Origin of the sequence: Nonomuraea rhodomycinica, assembly GCF_013363995.1 — a bacterium.
GTDB classification, from domain to species: domain Bacteria; phylum Actinomycetota; class Actinomycetes; order Streptosporangiales; family Streptosporangiaceae; genus Nonomuraea; species Nonomuraea rhodomycinica.
The window spans coordinates 587,002-603,579 of record NZ_JABWGO010000001.1; the positions used below are offsets into that span (position 1 = coordinate 587,002).

A 16,578-nucleotide genomic window follows, 5' to 3' on the forward strand; every position below is an offset into this window, starting at 1 on the left:
GACGGCCATGTCAGCCCCAGCAGTTCGCCAGGCCGAAGGCGGTGTCCTTGGCGTCGACGCCGGGGGCCGCCTTGTCGGTGATCAGCGTGACACCGGTGTCGGTGTAGCCGGAGGGCTTCTTGCCGCTCTTGGCATACTCGGCGACCGCGTTGACGCCCTGCTCGGCCATCTTCAGCGGGTACTGCTGCGAGGTGGCCGCGATCTGGCCGGCCTGGACGGCCTTGACGCCGGTGCAGCCGCCGTCGACGGAGACGACGAGCACGTTCTTGTCCTTGCCGTCGGCCTTGAGCGCGGTGTGGGCGCCGAGCGCGGCGGGCTCGTTGATGGTGTAGACGACGTTGATGTCGGGCGCCTTCTGCAGGCAGTTCTCCATCGCGGTCTGGCCCTTGGACTGGTCGCCGCGGGTGTCCTGCGAGCAGACGATCTGCGGGTCGCCCTCGGCGATGCCGAAGCCCTTGAGGAAGCCGTCGTGGCGGAGCTTGCCGACCGTGATGCCGGGGGCCAGGTCCAGGGTGGCGATCTTGGCGGGCTTGCCGGCCATCACCGCCTTGGCGTACTGGCCGATCAGCTCGCCGGCCTTGAAGTTGTCGGTGGCGAACAGGGCGTCGGTGGCGTCCTGCGGCTCGGTCGGCGTGTCGAGCGCGATGACGACGACGCCGGCGTCGCGGGCCTTCTTGATCGCGGGGACGATGGCCTTGGTGTCGCTGGGGGTGATGAGGATGCCCTTGACCCCGGCGGCCACCATGTTCTCGATGGCGGTGATCTGGGTGGCGTTGTCGCCGTCGAACTTGCCGGCCGCCGTCATGAGCTCCATGCCGTCGGCCTTGGCCGCCTTCTCGGCCCCTTCCTTCATCTTCACGAAGAACGGGTTGGTCTCGGTCTTCGTGATGAGCCCGACCTTCGCGGCGCCGGCCTGCCCGCCGCCGCCTCCACTGTTGCCGCCGCATCCGGCTGCCAGCAGAGCGACAGCCAGGAGACCGGCCGAGAGCCTTGCATTCATGGTGGCTTCCTAACAGAGTGGTCTCGGATTTAATCGTACTATCAGGGAGAACACGATGTCATCGTTGACACATGTCATCGTTGACATGCGCCGTGTTGTGATGATGAACTCCGGGCCTGGAAACGTCAATGCTTTCGCCCCGTAACGAATCGGCAACAGGGGGAGACCCGGCCGTCGGGCAAGAGGGCGGAAAGGGAGAACCGATGATCGCTGTCCTCGGCGAGTGCGTGGCCGACGCCTTCGCCGAACCCGCCTCCTCGCGAGCCGGGTCCGGCGGGCCGGCCGGCGAGCTGACGCTGCGGGTGCACGCGGGCGGCGGCCCCGCCAACACGGCCGTGGCGCTGGCCCGCCTCGGCACGCCCACGAGGTTCCTGGGGCGGCTGTCGGGCGACGTGTTCGGCCGGCTGTTCCGCGACCGGCTCGCCTCCTCGGGCGTCGACCTGTCGGCGTGCGTCGAGGCGGCCGAGCCCAGCACGCTCGCGGTCGCCTCGCTCGACGAGCGCGGGCAGGCCGCCTACGGCTTCCACGCCGAGGGCGCCGCCGACTGGGCGTGGACGGCCGCCGAGCTGGCCTCCCGCGACCTGGGCGGGGCGTCGTGCCTGCACACCGGCTCGCTGGCGCTGGTCAGGGAGCCGGGCCGGGACGCGGTCGAGGCGTTCGCCGCCGCCGCCGCGCGGGGCGCGACGGTGTCGATCGACCCGAACGTACGGCCCAGCCTGGCGCCGCGCGTCGCCTACGACGTGACGCGCTGGTGCGCCTTCGCCGACATCCTCAGGCTCAGCGAGGACGACCTCGCCTTCCTCGCCCCGGACGAGCCGGTGGAGCGGGTCTGCGACCTCTGGCACGCCGCCGGGGCGCCGCTGGTCATCGTCACCCGGGGCGGGGCCGGCGCCCTCGTCTCGCTGAACGGCGAGCGGGCCGAGGTCGCGGCGCCCCGCGTGACGGTCGTCGACACGGTCGGCGCGGGCGACGCGTTCACCGCCGGGCTGCTGCACCGGCTCGACCGGCGCGGCCTGCTGGGCGGGCGGCTGGACGGGCTGGACCTGGCGACCGCCGTGGACGCCGCCGCGTTCGCCGCCCGGGTGGCGGCGCTGACCTGCGCGGTCGCTGGCGCCAACCCGCCGTGGGCGCGCGACCTGGACGACCGGGCCAGCGCGTAGAGGCCGGGCCCGCAAGCGCGGGCGCTCAACGGCACGGGAATGATCGTTTGCCTGCGGCGGCGGTGGGTAGAGCCGGGCCGGAGGTGAGGGGGATGGCCGAGTACGAAGCGACAAGAGAGATGCCCGCGGACAGCGCGACGGTGTTCGAGGTGGCCTCCGACGTGGACCTCGTCAACCGGTGGCTCCCGCACGGGCTGCACGTGCGCGGCGGCGGCGAGGGCGTCGTCGAGGCCGCGGGCGACGTGGTGCCGGGCGGCGGGGAGCACGAGGGCCTGTTCGGGGCGTCGCGCGACCAGCTGCGCGTGGAGTGGGGCGGTCGCGACCACCCCGAGTACGCGGGCTGGCTCCAGGTGGCCGACCGCGCCGACGGGGCGAGCGAGGTGACCGTGCACATCTCGCTGCTCGACGAGCCCGAGGACGGGACGGCGCGGGAGCGCGGCGAGCAGGTGCGCTCCATGCTCGACGAGTCGTTGGACCGGCTGGCCGGCGAGGTCGCGCGGCGCTCCTGACCGGCGCCCGCGCGACCCCGTGCGGGTCAGGCGCGCACGACCTCCTGCGGGTCAGGCGTCGCGCGACCCCGTGCGGGTCAGGCGTCCTCGCGGTCCGGGTTCTCCAGGCGGAAGAAGTTGCTCTCCTTCCCGTCCTTCGTGTGCTCCTGGTAGATGAAGTTCAGCTTGCGCGCGTCGAACGTCTCGAACCAGTCGTCCCAGGAGATCTCCTGGAGGTCCTGGCCGCCGTAGCCGGGGAAGTCGAACCTGAGCACGCCGGCGCGTCCCTCGTGCTCCGTGCCCGGCACCGTGGCGGGACGAGCCTTGCGGTGCTCGGCCCACTGGCGGATCACGTCGTGGTCGGTGGTGATGAGGCTGCGTCCGGGCCGCTCCTCATGCTCGTCCGGCGAGCCGATGTGCTGCTGGTACTTGTGCTCGCCCTCGACGGGCCGGTCCTGCTCTGCCACGATTCCCCCCGATGAGTTTCCCCTGGTGACATGCCTTCCCGGGTCCGTTACCCCGCATCCCGTACGGCATGCGCGGGGGCTGGGGGCCGCCGCCGCGCCGGCCCGGTGCGCGGCGGCGAGACCGCCCTCGGCTCGTCTCGCCGCCGGCCCTTCGGCGGGCGGGCGAAACGCGTCCTCCCCCTTATACGGTGCCGGGGACCGTTCGTCACCCCCGGCACGCCCATGGAGGACACGTCAGCTCGGGCTGTCGGCGCCGCCGCCGTCCTCCGGCGCCCGGTTGCGGTCGAGCGCCGGCTGTCCGAACCACGCCCACGCGGCCACCAGCGCCACGATCCCCGCCGTGATCATCGCGATCGCGTTGTGGAACAGGAAGTCCACCACCAGCATGGTGGCCGCGGTCATCGACACGGCCAGCGCGAGCGCCCCCGCGATGCCGTACCTGTTGGAGCGCCGTACCAGCGTCTCCTTCAGCCCCTGCCGGAACAGCACGCGGTGCTGGGTCGCCGGCGCGATATAGCAGATGGAGGCGAGGGCCGCGCTGACCAGCGCGACGTAGAACAGCCGCCGGTCGCCCTCGCCCAGCCGGTCGAAGCCGGGCGAGAACGGCACCGTGAGCAGGAACGCGAACAGCACCTGAACCCCGGTGACCGCCACGCGGGCGCCCTGCAGCAGCTCGACGAAGTTGCGGTCGGCGCGCGCGCTCTCCGTCTCGTTCCTCCGCTTCAACCCCTGGTCCACCTGGGCCGCCCTTCCGCCTGCGATGCCGATCCGACGCGGTACGACTTTCCGGGTGCTCATGGTCGAAACCTCGTTCGGTACGCGTCCGGGCCGATCACCGTGGCGGGCCTCGGGGGCCGCCTTACCGCGGCCCCGGGGAGTAGAGCCAGGGGTCGCGCAGGTCGTGGTAGACGGGTGAGAGCTCGAACAGGCTCATCAGCTCCTCGAACTCCTCGCGCAGCCGGGCCGGCGGCTCCGCGCGCTCGCCCATCCGGGCCTCCCCCTCGGAGGTGAAGTACGCGGTCTCGACGTAGTCCCCGTCGGGCGACACGGCCGCCAGGCCGCCGATGAGGTCGGGCCGGAACCCGGCGAGGTCGGGCTCGCAGCGGCGCAGCAGTTCCCGCACGCGCGCCGGGTCGCCGACCCGGCCCTCGATCACCTGGACGAACCCCGCCGAGTCGGACCCTCCGCGCAGGTACACGTCCACCTGGTCGCAGTCGTGGAAGGTCACCTCGCCGGCGAACAGCTTGGCCGTCTCCATCCACCACTGGGTCTGCTCGGGCCGGTCGGAGTTGCGCCGCGCCTCCTCCCGCGACTCGAAGCGGGCCACGGCCACCAGCGTGCCGCCCTCGGTCACGCCGGCGGTCGTGCCGAGCCAGCCGTACGAACCGGGCGCCAGCTCGCGCGCCCACCGGTCGAGCGCCTCGCGCGCCTCGCCCGTGTCGGCCACCGGCCCCTGGAAGACCTGGACGAACATCGCCGCCTCCCCTCTCCGGGTTGTCCCCGTAGGTCCCACGCTAGGAGCGGGCGCCGGACCCGGTCGACCGGCCGGTGCCCTCGGGGGGCCCAAGAGTTGGTGAGGCTATCGGTGGCGGGGGTCGGGCTCGTACAGGTCGGTGAGCGGAGCCAGCCGGGAGGCCGGGACGTTCAGCCGGAACCCGTCCGGACCGAAGGACTCCACCTGGTCCCGGCTCACCAGCCGGGCGGCGGCGAACCGGCCGCGCACGAGGGCGCTGACCAGCTTCGGGGCCCGGCCACCCGGGCCGCGCTCGTAGCCGAACAGGCGGGAGTGCCAGTGGGGCACCACGATCAGTTCGGCGACGGTGAACGCCTGCTGCACCTCCATCAGCAGCGGCCCGTCCTGGCGCAGCCGGACGTCGGCCACGTTCCCGACGCGCGTGCCCTGCGCGTCGAGCACCGGCTTGTCGAGGTACGCCCCGAGCCGCGCGGCCGGATGCCGTTCGTGGCTGACGGGCCGCTCCCGTGACTCCTCCTCCTGGCCGCTGCCGGGGATCCTGGCGATGATGTTCCGCCTGGTCCAGGTCTCCAGCGCGGGCTCCTCCGGATCGCCGCCCACCTCGACGGCGCTGCCGAGCTCGGTGAGCAGGTGCATGGGGATGCGCCACGGCCGCGGGTCCTCCTGCGGGCTGAGCAGCTTCGCGACGGCGACCATGAGCCGGCCCGGCACGCCGCCGATGCGGGGGCCGAGCGCCAGCGGACCGGCCAGGATGGCCGTCACGTAGGGCGGGTCGCCGGTCAGCTCCAGGTCGTCCACCTTGCACACGAGCTTGCCGGTGGAGGCGCGCACCACCTGCCGGTCGAGCAGGTGCAGCGCGGCGTGGATCTCTCTGGCTCTCATTGCCCCGCCTTCGTCGCGATCATCAGCGGGATCGCCGCCACGGCGACCACCGAGAGGAGCACCATGTAGAAGGTGCCCAGCGCGTTGGTGAACCTGCCGTTGACGTGGTCGCCCATGTAGTCCGGGTCGTTGGCGATCATCAGGACGGGCAGGTACGTCAGCGGCAGCGCCGCGGCCGAGAACACCAGCGAGTACTCCGTGACCATGACCGGGTCGACGGTGGTGAGGATGAGCGCGGCGGCCAGGACGACCGTCACCAGCAGCACCGTGTGGAACCGGGCGGCCTCGACGGGCCGCACCAGCTTGCCCCATTGCCAGCCGAAGTACTGGCTGAGCGTGTAGCCGCACGACAGCGCGGTCTCCAGGGTGGCGCCGAACGTGGCCGCGAACACGCCGAGGATGACCAGCGCGAGCCCGATCTTCCCCAGGCCCAGCCCGACCGGCAGCACCATCTGCGCCAGCGACTCGACCTGGGCCTGCACCGGCAGGAAGACGGTGGCCGCGCAGGCCGCGATGGCCAGCGACAGCAGGCCGCCGAGGGGGAAGCCGACGAACACGTTGGCCCGCGCGACCACGAGGTCCTGGCGGGTCCACTTCTCCTCCACGCCGCCGGAGGAGAAGAAGAACACCTCGTACGGCGTCATCGCCCCGCCGAGCAGGGCCACGGCGTAGTACCAGTAGGTCGGCGCGCCCTCGGCCTGCGGCGGGGAGGTGAGCTGGCCCGCCAGCTCTCCCCAGTCGGGCCCGAGCGCCCACAGCGCGACCGCGAACACCACCAGCACCAGCCCGAGGAGCCCGAAGATGCGCTCCATGTTCTCGAACTTGACCCGCCACATCACCAGCCAGGCCACGAACGCCACGCCCGGCACCCACAGCAGGTAGTTGACGCCGGTGGCCAGCTCCAGGGCGAGCGACGCGCCGCCGACCTCGGCGGCGAGCGTGAGCAGGCTGACGAAGAACGACGCCGAGAGGTTGACCACACCGGCCCTGGGCCCCAGCCGCTCCCGGACGAGGTCGAAGACGGGGCGTTGCGAGGTGGCGGCGATGCGGCCGGACATCTCGGCGAACAGGCAGATCCCGACGACCCCGACGACGACCACCCAGGCCAGCGACATGCCGAACCGCGCGCCCACCAGCGAGTTGGCCACGAGGTCGCCGATGTCGACGAAGCCGCCGAAGGCGGTGAGGATGCCGAGCGTGACGGCGAACGCCTTCTTCACTGCAGCTCCCCCGCCAGCTTCTCCAGCCGCGCCGCCGCCTGCCGAGGCTGCTCGATCCCGCCCCGCCGGAGCTGGATGAGCAGCGCGTCGATCTCGTCCTCGGCCTGCTGCACCTTCTCCAGCGTGCGGTCGCGCACCTGGTCGGAGGCGTCGGAGGGCGGCTGCACGCCGCCGAACTGCTGGGCGACGTTGCCCAGGTCCACCGCCGCGTCGGTCAGCACGGTCTTGAGGTACGGCCCGTGCAGTTCGGTGGAGTGCTGGACGGCCAGCCGCGCCATCTCCACGACGGAGTGCGCCGTCTTGGTGGTCTCCTGCGCCTTGAGCGCGTAGTCGTGGTCGTCCCAGGCCGGGCTCACGCATCCGCCGAGCATGACCACCAGCGCGACGGCGGCCAGCAGGGCTCTCATGCCCGCCCGCGCAGCAGGAAGTAGGTCAGCACGCCGAGCAGCACGAACAACTGCCCCCAGGCCATGAGCAACACCAGCCCCTCATCGGTCATGGAGGCAGGCTTCCCGCAGAGCGCGATCATAGTCCCGCCGGTCAGTCAAGACGGGTGTCGCGGCTCACCTTCTCCCAGGCGGCGATCTCGGCGCGGACGGCGTCGAGGTGGCCCACGATGGCGTCCACGGCGTCGTCGCCCAGCGGCAGGCGCAGCGGGGTGTCCTCGGCCTCCAGAGCCGCGAGGACGGCCGCCGCCGCCTTGGCCGGGTCGCCGGGCTGCGTGCCGTCGCCGGTCTCGGCCATCCGCCGCGTCGGGCCTACCGTGGCGTCGTAGTCGCCGATCGGCTCGCTGGTGGTGATGTTGGCGAACAGTGCGGTGCGGAACGCGCCCGGCTCGACGATCAGCACCTTGATCCCCAGCGGGCCGACCTCCTGCGCGAGCGCCTCCGACATCCCCTCCAGCGCGAACTTCGTGGCGCTGTAGGCCGAGAAGCCGGCGAACGACATCTGCCCGCCCATGCTGCTGAACTGCACGATCGCGCCGGAACGGCGGGCGCGCATGTGCGGCAGCACGGCCCGGGTCAGCGCGGCGGGGCCGAACACGTGCACCTCGAACAGGCCGCGCAGCTCGGCGTCGGTGGTCTCCTCGGCCGCGCCGACGTGGCTGCGGCCCGCGTTGTTGACCAGCACGTCGATCCGCCCGTGGCGGTCCACCACGTCGCGTACCGCCGCGTCGATCGCGGCCGGATCGGTCACGTCCAGGGGCAGCGCCTCGACCTGCCCGGGGTGCGCGGCCACCAGGTCGTCCAGGGTCGCCACGCGGCGGGCGGTGGCGACCACCACGTCCCCGGCGGCGACGGCCGCCTCGGTGATCGCCCGGCCGAAACCGCTGCCGGCGCCCGTGACCAGCCAGACCTTGTTCATCCCGATTCCCCTTCCGGGTGGTGCTCTTTCCGTGACCCACCCTGCCCGGGGGCCGGGGCACGTGTCCAAGATCTGCCGTGATAACCCATGGTTATGGACGTGCACGGGCGAGACCTGCGGTATTTCGTGACGACGGCCGAGGAACTGCACTTCACGCGCGCGGCGGAGCGGCTGTTCGTGTCGCAGCCGGCGCTGAGCAAGCAGATCAGGATGCTGGAGCGGCAGCTCGGCGCGCCGCTGTTCGAGCGCGACCCGCAGGGCGTGCGGCTGACCCCGGTGGGGGCGGCGCTGCTGCCGCACGCCCGCCGGGTGCTCGCGGCGTGGGACGAGTCCTGGGCGGCGGTGGTCCGGGCCCGGAGCGAGCAGCGCGCGACCCTGGTCGTGGGCATGAGCACCAGTCCCGGACGGGGCGGGCTGCTGCCGGCGATCCGGTCGCGCTTCACGGCCCTGCACCCGGAGGCCACGGTCAGGCTGCGGCAGGTCGGCTGGGAGGACCCGACCGCGGGGCTGGCCGACGGCGCGGCCGACGTGGCGTTCGTGTGGCTGCCGCTCCCGGCCCCCGAGCGGTACGCCTGGACCGTGGTGGCCGAGGAGCCCCGGCTGGTGGCGATGCCCGACGGCCACCGGCTGGCCGGCCACGAGGTCGTCGACTTCGCCGAGCTGCTGGACGAGCCGTTCCTGGCCCTGCCGGAGGCGGCCGGGCCGCTGCGCGACCACTGGCTCGCGCTGGACGCCCGCGACGGCCGGCCGGTGCGCGTCGGCGCCGAGATCGCCGGCACGGACGAGACGTACGAGGCGCTGGTGGACGGCCGCGGCGTCTGCCTGCTGGCCAGCGGCAACGCCCCGCTCCTGACGCTGGGCGGGGTGGTGACCCGGCCGGTGCGCGGCCTGTCGCCGTCCCGGCTGGCGCTGGCCTGGCGCGCCGGCGACCGGCGGCCGCTGGTCCAGGACTATGTGCGGGCCTGCCGCCAGGCGACGGGCGACCCTTCCGCATAACGGGGACGCGGGTCCCCGCGCGGCAGGTTCACCGGGAGTTCCGCGCGGGAGGTCCTCGCGCGGGTGGTTCACGGGCGAGTGGTTCACGGGCGAGTGATTCACGCGCGAGTGGTTCACGCGCGGGTGGTTCAGGCAGGAGTTCAGGCGGGAGTTCACGCGCGCGTTCCCCGGCGGCCACCCGGAGGCCGCGCGGCGCGGCGATCATGCTGGGTCCGCACGAGGAGCAGCCGCGACAGGAGAGGGACGCCGATGCCCGCCTACCCCACGTCCGTGCCGTACCGGGCCGGCACCGAGGGCTACCACACCTTCCGCATCCCCGCCGCCGTGGCGACCCCGGCGGGCACGGTGCTCGCCTTCGCCGAGGGGCGGCGAGACTCCGCCGGCGACGCGGGCCGCATCGACCTGGTGCTCAGGCGTTCGTCCGACGGCGGCGCGACCTGGGGCCCGCTCCAGGTCGTGGCGCGCGAGCCGCGCGGCGGCACCGCCGGCAACCCCGCCCCGGTGGTCACGCGCGACGGCCGGGTCGTGCTCGTCCACGTGCGCAACGCCGCCTCCGCCACCGAGGAGCGGATCCGGCGCGGCCAAGTCGCCGCCGCCGACGGGCGCCGCGTGTACGTCCAGACGAGCCAGGACGACGGGACGACCTGGTCGGAGCCGCGCGAGATCACCTCCGCGGTCAAGAAGCCGGAGTGGCGCTGGTACGCCACCGGCCCGGGTCACGCCGTCGAGCTGCGGCAGGGGCCGGCCGCGGGCCGGATCGTGGTGCCCGCCGACCACTCGCTCCCGCCGGCGGGCACCGACAACGGCACGGAGGGCAAGTACGACGGCGGGCACGCGCTGCTCAGCGACGACGGCGGGCGCACCTGGAGCATCGGGTACGCCGACGACCGGCCCGACGGGTACGTCAACGTCAACGAGACGACGGCCGCCGAGCTGCCCGGCGGCCGCCTCTACCTCAACTGCCGCACCGACTCCGCCGCGCCCGGCACCCGCGCCGACGCGTACTCGGCCGACGGCGGGCGCACGCTGGAGCGGCCCTTCCGCCCGCAGGCGGGGGTGGTCTGCCCGGTCGTGGAGTGCAGCGTCCTGGCGTGGGACGATCCTTCCGTGCTGCTGCTGTCCGGCCCGGGCGTCCCGGACGCGCGGGCCGTGATGACCGTGCGGGTCAGCCACGACGACGGCGTCACCTGGCGCGCCGCGCACACGGTGTCGGGGCTGCCCGCCGCCTACTCCGACCTGGTGCGCGTGGACGCCGCCACGGTCGGGCTGCTGTTCGAGACGGGCGAGTTCTCCCCGTACGAGACCATCGCCTTCCGGCGGGTGCCGATCGCCGATCTGCTGCGGACGTGAGCCCCGCTCCATTGTGGAGATCGTTCCAGCGGAGTGATCATTGCCTCGGCGGCCGGGGACGGCCCGGCCGGTCGAGCGAAGGAGCCCCCCATGAGCACCGCCACGGGTCTGCGCGGCAGAAGCGTCATCGTCACCGGAGCCGGCTCCGGCATCGGCCGCGCGGCGGCTCTGCGCTTCGCGGCCGAGGGGGCGAACGTGCTGATCGCGGACCTGGACGGCGAGCGGGCCCGGGCCGTGGTGGCCGAGGTCGAGGCCGCCGGGGGCACCGCGGTCAGCGTGGTCGGCGACCTCGGCGATCCGGCGGTCGTGCAGCGGGTGGCGGCGACGGCGGTGGAGGCGTTCGGCGGCATCGACGTGCTGGTGAACAACGCGGGCGTCATGGACCGGATGTCCGCGGCCGGCGACACCGGCGACGAGGAGTGGGAGACGGTGCTGCGGGTCAACCTGACCGCGCCGTTCCTGCTGACGCGGGCGTGCCTGCCGTACCTCATGGCCTCGGGGTCCGGGGCGATCGTCAACACCGCGTCGGAGGCGGCGCTGCGCGGCAGCGCGGCCGGCACCGCCTACACCGTGTCCAAGCACGGCATCGCCGGGCTGACCAAGTCGCTGGCCGTGATGTACCGGGACAAGGGCGTGCGGGCCAACGCCGTCGCCCCCGGCGGCACCGCCACCAACATCCGGGTCGAGGTCGACCAGGACGCGCTCGGGCCGTCGGTGGTCATGTCGTACCTGGCCAACGCGGGCCGCGTCTGCGACCCGGACGAGCAGGCCGCGGCGATCGTCTTCCTCGCCTCCCCCGCCGCGGCCAACGTCAACGGCGTGATCCTCGCGGTCGACAACGGGTGGTCCGCCGTCTAGCCATACTCGTATGACAACAGGCGAGGTTGTACGATGACGGGTATGACCTCCCCCTCCGACCGCGTCACCTGGGTGCGGCTGTCGTCCGTCACCCTCCCCCTCGACACCCCGGTCAGCGACGCCAAGGTGCTGACCGGGCGGCAGCGGCCGATGACCGAGATCGCGTTCCTGTTCGCCGAGATCGGGGCGGAGAGCGGCCACCAGGGCTTCGGGTTCGGCTACTCCAAGCGCGCCGGCGGCCCCGGGCAGTACGCCCACGCCCGGGAGATCGCCCCCGAGCTGCTCGGCGAGGACCCCAGCGACATCGCCCGCCTGTGGGACAAGCTCGTCTGGGCGGGGGCGTCCGTCGGCCGCAGCGGCCTGTCCACGCAGGCCATCGCCGCCCTCGACATCGCCCTGTGGGACCTCAAGGCCAGGCGCGCCGGCCTCTCCCTCGCCAAGCTCCTCGGCGCCCACCGCGACTCGGTGCGCTGCTACAACACCTCCGGCGGATTCCTGCACGCGCCCGTCGAGCAGGTCCTCGACAACGCCACCGCCGCCCTGGAGCGCGGCATCGGCGGCATCAAGCTCAAGGTCGGGCATCCGGACGCGCGGGTGGACCTGGCCCGGGTGAGCGCCGTGCGCGAGCACCTCGGCGACGCCGTCCCCCTCATGGTGGACGCCAACCAGCAGTGGGACCGTCCTGCCGCGCAGCGGCTCTGCCGGGCGCTGGAGCCGTACGGGCTGGTCTGGATCGAGGAACCGCTGGACGCCTACGACAGCGCCGGCCACGCGGCCCTGGCCGCCTCGCTCGACACCCCGATCGCGACCGGCGAGATGCTGACCAGCGTCGCCGAGCACGCCGAGCTCATCCGGGCGGGCGCCGCCGACGTCATCCAGCCCGACGCGCCGCGCATCGGCGGCATCACCCCGTTCCTGCGCCTGGCCGGCCTGGCCGAGCACGCCCGGCTCCAGCTGGCCCCGCACTTCGCCATGGAGATCCACGTGCACCTCGCCGCCGCGTACGCGCTGGAGCCGTGGGTGGAGCACTTCGAGTGGCTGGAGCCGCTGTTCGAGGAGCGGCTGGAGATCCGCGACGGCCGCATGCTGGTGCCGGCGCGGCCCGGTCTCGGCGTCACCCCGAGCGAGCAGGCCCGCCGCTGGACCACCGACCAGTGCGAGTTCGGCGGCCGGTAGCCGATGACGAGCCGCACGCAACGCCTGGTCGACACCCTGACGGCGCGCATCAGGGAAGGAGTCGTGCGCCCCGGCGAGCGGCTGCCGACCGAGAGCAGCCTGGTCGAGACGTACGGCGTGAGCAGGACCGTGGTGCGCGAGGCGATCTCCCGGCTGCAAGCGGCGGGCCTGGTGGAGACGCACCACGGTCGGGGCACCTTCGTCCTCGCCCGCCCCTCCACCACCCGCTTCCCGGCCGGCCCCCAGGGGGAGGTCACGCTGGAGGAGGTGACGGGGCTGCTGGAGTTCCGGACGGCGTTCGAGGTGGAGGCCGCCGCGCTGGCCGCCCGGCGCCGCACGGACGCGCACCTGGCCGACCTGCGCGAGGCCCTGGACGCGTTCGCGGGCGCGGCGGAGCACCCGAGCACGGCGGTCAACGCCGACTACCGCTTCCACCTGCGCGTCGCCCTCGCGACGGGCAACCATCACTTCGCCGACCTGATCTCCTCGCTGGGGCCGTCCATGATCGTCGTCCCGCGGGAGCGGCTGGACCCGGGCGGCCGGTTCGCGGGGATCGTGGCGGAGCACGAGCACATCTACGCCGCGATCGCGCGCGGCGACGCGGACGCGGCCCGCGCGGCCGCCCGCGTCCACCTGGCCAACAGCCGCGCCCGCCTGCTCCAGCCGGAACCCGGAGACGGCTGACCGTCGGGTGGCGCGCGAATATTCGGTGGCGCGGCTTCCCGGCGCCCGGTGAGACTCGCCGGATGCGAAGGGAACTGCGATCGGCCGACGGCGCCGTCACGCTGTCCCCGCTGACCATGGACGACGCGCAGGCGCACCTGGCGGGCGAGGACGCCGAGCTGGTCCGCCACCTCAACGGCGGCCCCGGCACGCCCGCCACGGTCGAGGCGCACCTGCGATGGTGCGAGGAGCAGTGGCGGGCCGGCGGGCCCGTCCACGCGTTCGGCGTGCGCGCCGGCACGCCGCCGGTGCCGGCCGGGACGATCGAGGTGCAGTTCGACCGGCCCTACCTGCCCGCCGGGGAGGTCAACCTCGCCTACGGGCTGTACCCGCGCTGGCGGGGACGCGGCATCGCCACCCGGGCCGTCGAGCTGGCCTGCCTGTACGCGGCGTCGGCCGGCGCCACCGTCGCCGTCATCAGGGTCGACCCGGACAACACCGCCTCGGCGGCCGTGGCCGTACGGGCCGGATTCGCCCACGCGGGACGGGGCGCCGACGGCTTCGACCGCTACACACGGCCGCTCACCGCCACGGACCTCGTCGAGCACTACACGACGGGGGCTTCCGAGAGCACCCGCCTGACCAGATCACCGCACGGCATGCTGGAGTTCCGGCGCACCCAGGAACTGCTGCGGCGGGTCCTGACGCCGCCTCCGGCGCGCGTCCTCGACGTCGGCGGCGGCACGGGCGTGCACGCGCGATGGCTCGCCGCGGACGGCTACGACGTGCACCTGGTCGACCCGGTGCCCGCGCACGTCGAGGCCGCGGCGGCCCTGCCGGGCGTCACCGCCGAAGTGGGCGACGCCCGTCGGCTGCGTGCCCCGGCCGGGAGCGCGGACGTCGTCCTGCTGCTCGGCCCGCTCTACCACCTGACCGAGGCGGCCGACCGGGCGCGGGCGCTCGCCGAAGCCCGCCGGGTGCTGCGCCCGGGAGGCGTCGTGGTGGCCGCCGCCATCAGCCGTCACCTGTCGCTCCTGGAGGCCGGCACCACCGGGAGGCTCACCGAGGAGATGGCCTCCGCGGTGCAGCACCTGATCGCCACCGGCGACTACGACGGGCATCTCGGCTTCCTGCCCACCCACTTCCACACCGCGGCGGGCCTGCGGGCCGAGTTGGAGAGCGCGGGGCTGACGGACGTGGAGGTCTACGGAGTCGAAGGACCCGCCTGGCCCGCGCTGGACGCCGCCGGGGAGGGAGAGTTCGACCGGCTCGTGGAGGCGGCGCTCCGGTGCGCCCGCATCGCCGAGCAGGACCCGTCAATGATCAACAGCAGTGCCCATCTCCTCGCGGTCGCACACTGACGGACGGCTCCTCGCGGTCACACACTGACGGACCCCTCCTCGCGGTCACACACTGACGGACCGCCTTCCCGGGCCGCACGCGGAAGACACGCCGGAGAACCGCCGAAGAAACGCCTTGTCGCCGTCGCCCGGCAAGACGTCGCCGCCGGACGGCCCCTGCCCCGCCGAGCGCGGCACCTCCAGCTCACGCGCGGTGTCACCGCTGCGAGCTTGCTAAGTGGGGTGCCCCCCCATATGATCGCGACAACCAAATGGAGGGCCACCCCATTTAATCGGCCCGCACGAGCGCAGAGGAAGACGAGACAGTGACGCTGACGAACAAGACCGTCGTGGTGGTCGGCGCGACGGGTCTGCAGGGCAGGGCCGTGACCCGGCACCTGCTGCGCGACGGCTGGCGGGTGCGGGCGCTCACCCGCGACCCGGACGGCGCCGGCGCCCGGGCGCTGGCGCGGGCCGGCGCCGAGCCCGTACGGGCCCGGATGGAGGACGTCGGCTCCCTGACCGCCGCCGCCGGGGACGCCTGGGGGCTGTTCAGCGTTCAGCCCACGGTCGGCTCCCCCGGCACCGCGCCCGACTTCACCACCGAGGACGAGGTGCGCTGGGGGGTGAACGTCGCCGAGGCCGCGCGTGCCGCCGGCGTCCGGCACCTGGTGTACAGCTCGGTCGCCGGCGCGGACCGTCACCCCGGCGAGAAGGTGCCGGCGAACCTGGTCAGCAAGTGGCGGATCGAACGGCGCATCGCCGAGCTCGGCCTGCCCGCGACGATCCTGCGGCCGGTCTCCTTCATGGAGAACTTCACCGGCGGCTACGCGTTGCGCGACGGGACCCTGTCCACCGGGGTCGCGCCGGACACGGTCCAGCAGCTCGTGGCCGTCGACGACGTCGGCGCCGTCACCGCCCTGGCCTTCGCGCGGCCGGCGGAATGGATCGGGCGGGCGGTCTCGCTGGCCGCCGACGAGCTCACGCCGGTCCAGGTCGCCGAGGCCATCGGGGCGGCGCTGGGGATCTCGCTGCCCTATGCGCGGATCCCGAACGAGGTGATCAGGAGCGTGAGCGAGGACTTCGCGTACGCCATGCGGTGGCTCGACGAGCACGGCTACCGCGCGAACATCGCCGCCACCCGGCGGATCCTCCCGGCCGCCATGGACTTCGGCACCTGGCTGGCGCGCACCGGCGCGGCCCAGATCTCCGCGTTCCTGGACTCCGCGCGCGCAGCCGGACAGGGCGCGTGGTGACGGCCCGCACCCCCGCCCTCGGCCGCGTCGGGATCTGGGCGGGGGACTTCGACGCCCTCCGCGCCGCCGAGGTCCGCCGGGCCGCGGCCGCGATCGAGGACCTCGGCTACGGCGCCCTGTGGATCCCCGAGACCACGGGCCGCGAGGCCGTCGCGCAGGCCGCGATCCTGCTGGCCGGCACCCGGGAGATCACCGTGGCCGCCGGGATGACCGACGTCTACGCGCGCGACGCGGTCACGGCCGCCGCCGCGCAACGCACCCTGGAGGAGGCCTTCCCCGGGCGGTTCCTGCTCGGCCTGTGGGACAGCCACCCGAGCCTGGCCGAGGACGTCCGCGGACACCGCTTCGGCCCGCCCCTGGCCACCATGCGCTCCTACCTCGACGCGCTGGACGCCGCCCCGTTCGGGCCGCCCGGCACGACCGCCTCGCCCCACCGCGTCCTGGCCGCACTGGACCCCGGCATGCTCGCCCTAGCCGCCGAGCGCGCCCGGGGCGCGTGCGTGCTCGGCATGCCCGTGGAGTACACCCGTACCGCCCGCGCCACGCTCGGAGGCGACCGCCTGCTGGCCGTCACCCAGTTGTGCGTGCTCGGCGACGATCGCGCGCGCACCGCCGAACCGGCCCGCGCCACGGCCGCGGCCGCCCTGCCCAACCGCCGCGAACTGCTGCGCGGGCTCGGACATCCCGCCCCGGACGCGATCGACGACCGCCTCGTCGAGGCGATCGTCGCCCACGGCCGCGCCGAGGACGTCGCCCACCGCGTCCGGCAGCACCTCGACGCCGGCGCCGACCACGTCAGCCTGCACGTCGTGACCGCCGACCCCCACGTCCCCGCCGTCCGGCAGTGGGAGCGGCTGGCCGCGCACCTGCTCGCCTGACCCCG

18 protein-coding genes are annotated in these 16,578 nt (G+C 73.9%); 10 read left to right on the forward strand and 8 right to left on the reverse strand.

The window, feature by feature from the left end:
* Positions 1-10: 10 nt before the first annotated feature.
* The gene (locus tag HT134_RS02820) at positions 11-1,000 is read right to left on the reverse strand and encodes a sugar ABC transporter substrate-binding protein (RefSeq protein WP_175598661.1); all 990 of its coding nucleotides are present in this window, start codon (positions 998-1,000) and stop codon (positions 11-13) included.
* 203 nt (positions 1,001-1,203) lie between these two features.
* Here HT134_RS02820 and HT134_RS02825 point away from each other — a divergent pair, with 203 nt between their 5' ends.
* Positions 1,204-2,160 carry a carbohydrate kinase family protein gene (locus HT134_RS02825; protein WP_175598662.1) on the forward strand — a complete coding sequence of 319 codons (957 nt, stop codon included), beginning with the start codon at positions 1,204-1,206 and terminating at the stop codon, positions 2,158-2,160.
* 92 nt (positions 2,161-2,252) lie between these two features.
* The gene (locus HT134_RS02830; protein WP_175598663.1) at positions 2,253-2,669 is read left to right on the forward strand and encodes an SRPBCC family protein; all 417 of its coding nucleotides are present in this window, start codon (positions 2,253-2,255) and stop codon (positions 2,667-2,669) included.
* 77 nt (positions 2,670-2,746) lie between these two features.
* Here the strand turns inward: HT134_RS02830 and HT134_RS02835 are convergent, their stop codons facing one another.
* The 7 genes from HT134_RS02835 to HT134_RS02865 form a co-directional block, all read right to left on the reverse strand.
* Positions 2,747-3,115 (reverse strand): hypothetical protein, encoded by a 369-nt coding sequence (locus tag HT134_RS02835; protein WP_175598664.1) that lies wholly within the window; start codon positions 3,113-3,115, stop codon positions 2,747-2,749.
* A gap of 234 nt (positions 3,116-3,349) precedes the next feature.
* Positions 3,350-3,913 carry a DUF6328 family protein gene (locus HT134_RS02840; RefSeq protein ID WP_246363523.1) on the reverse strand — a complete coding sequence of 188 codons (564 nt, stop codon included), beginning with the start codon at positions 3,911-3,913 and terminating at the stop codon, positions 3,350-3,352.
* A gap of 61 nt (positions 3,914-3,974) precedes the next feature.
* Entirely contained in the window at positions 3,975-4,589 is a 615-nt protein-coding gene (locus HT134_RS02845; RefSeq protein WP_175598665.1) for a hypothetical protein, read from the reverse strand.
* A 105-nt stretch (positions 4,590-4,694) separates the two neighbouring features.
* Positions 4,695-5,471, reverse strand: coding sequence for a hypothetical protein (locus HT134_RS02850; protein ID WP_175598666.1), 777 nt, complete (start codon positions 5,469-5,471; stop codon positions 4,695-4,697).
* Positions 5,468-6,691, reverse strand: coding sequence for an NRAMP family divalent metal transporter (locus HT134_RS02855; protein ID WP_175598667.1), 1,224 nt, complete (start codon positions 6,689-6,691; stop codon positions 5,468-5,470). The genes HT134_RS02850 and HT134_RS02855 overlap by 4 nt, the downstream gene beginning before the upstream one ends.
* The gene (locus HT134_RS45190) at positions 6,688-7,098 is read right to left on the reverse strand and encodes a hypothetical protein (protein ID WP_175598668.1); all 411 of its coding nucleotides are present in this window, start codon (positions 7,096-7,098) and stop codon (positions 6,688-6,690) included. The genes HT134_RS02855 and HT134_RS45190 overlap by 4 nt, the downstream gene beginning before the upstream one ends.
* 133 nt (positions 7,099-7,231) lie before the next feature.
* Positions 7,232-8,056, reverse strand: a complete 825-nt coding sequence (locus tag HT134_RS02865) for an oxidoreductase (RefSeq protein ID WP_175598669.1) — start codon at positions 8,054-8,056, stop codon at positions 7,232-7,234.
* Positions 8,057-8,155: 99 nt separating this feature from the next.
* On the opposite strand from HT134_RS02865, the gene HT134_RS02870 reads away from it, so the two are divergent.
* From HT134_RS02870 to HT134_RS02910, 8 genes are all read left to right on the forward strand, one after another.
* The gene (locus HT134_RS02870; protein WP_217707156.1) at positions 8,156-9,052 is read left to right on the forward strand and encodes a LysR family transcriptional regulator; all 897 of its coding nucleotides are present in this window, start codon (positions 8,156-8,158) and stop codon (positions 9,050-9,052) included.
* Between the two features lie 249 nt (positions 9,053-9,301).
* Positions 9,302-10,402, forward strand: coding sequence for a sialidase family protein (locus tag HT134_RS02875; RefSeq protein ID WP_175598671.1), 1,101 nt, complete (start codon positions 9,302-9,304; stop codon positions 10,400-10,402).
* Between the two features lie 90 nt (positions 10,403-10,492).
* On the forward strand, positions 10,493-11,260 hold the full coding sequence (locus tag HT134_RS02880; protein ID WP_175598672.1) for an SDR family NAD(P)-dependent oxidoreductase: 768 nt from the start codon (positions 10,493-10,495) through the stop codon (positions 11,258-11,260).
* 42 nt (positions 11,261-11,302) lie between these two features.
* On the forward strand, positions 11,303-12,436 hold the full coding sequence (locus tag HT134_RS02885; RefSeq protein WP_175598673.1) for an L-talarate/galactarate dehydratase: 1,134 nt from the start codon (positions 11,303-11,305) through the stop codon (positions 12,434-12,436).
* 3 nt (positions 12,437-12,439) lie between these two features.
* On the forward strand, positions 12,440-13,120 hold the full coding sequence (locus tag HT134_RS02890; protein WP_175598674.1) for a FadR/GntR family transcriptional regulator: 681 nt from the start codon (positions 12,440-12,442) through the stop codon (positions 13,118-13,120).
* 62 nt (positions 13,121-13,182) lie between these two features.
* Positions 13,183-14,460, forward strand: coding sequence for a GNAT family N-acetyltransferase (locus tag HT134_RS44580; RefSeq protein WP_217707157.1), 1,278 nt, complete (start codon positions 13,183-13,185; stop codon positions 14,458-14,460).
* Between the two features lie 305 nt (positions 14,461-14,765).
* The gene (locus tag HT134_RS45195; protein ID WP_175598675.1) at positions 14,766-15,695 is read left to right on the forward strand and encodes an NmrA/HSCARG family protein; all 930 of its coding nucleotides are present in this window, start codon (positions 14,766-14,768) and stop codon (positions 15,693-15,695) included.
* Positions 15,692-16,573: a TIGR03620 family F420-dependent LLM class oxidoreductase gene (locus HT134_RS02910; RefSeq protein WP_175598676.1), complete on the forward strand. Its 882-nt coding sequence runs from the start codon at positions 15,692-15,694 to the stop codon at positions 16,571-16,573. The genes HT134_RS45195 and HT134_RS02910 overlap by 4 nt, the downstream gene beginning before the upstream one ends.
* Positions 16,574-16,578 lie beyond the last annotated feature (5 nt).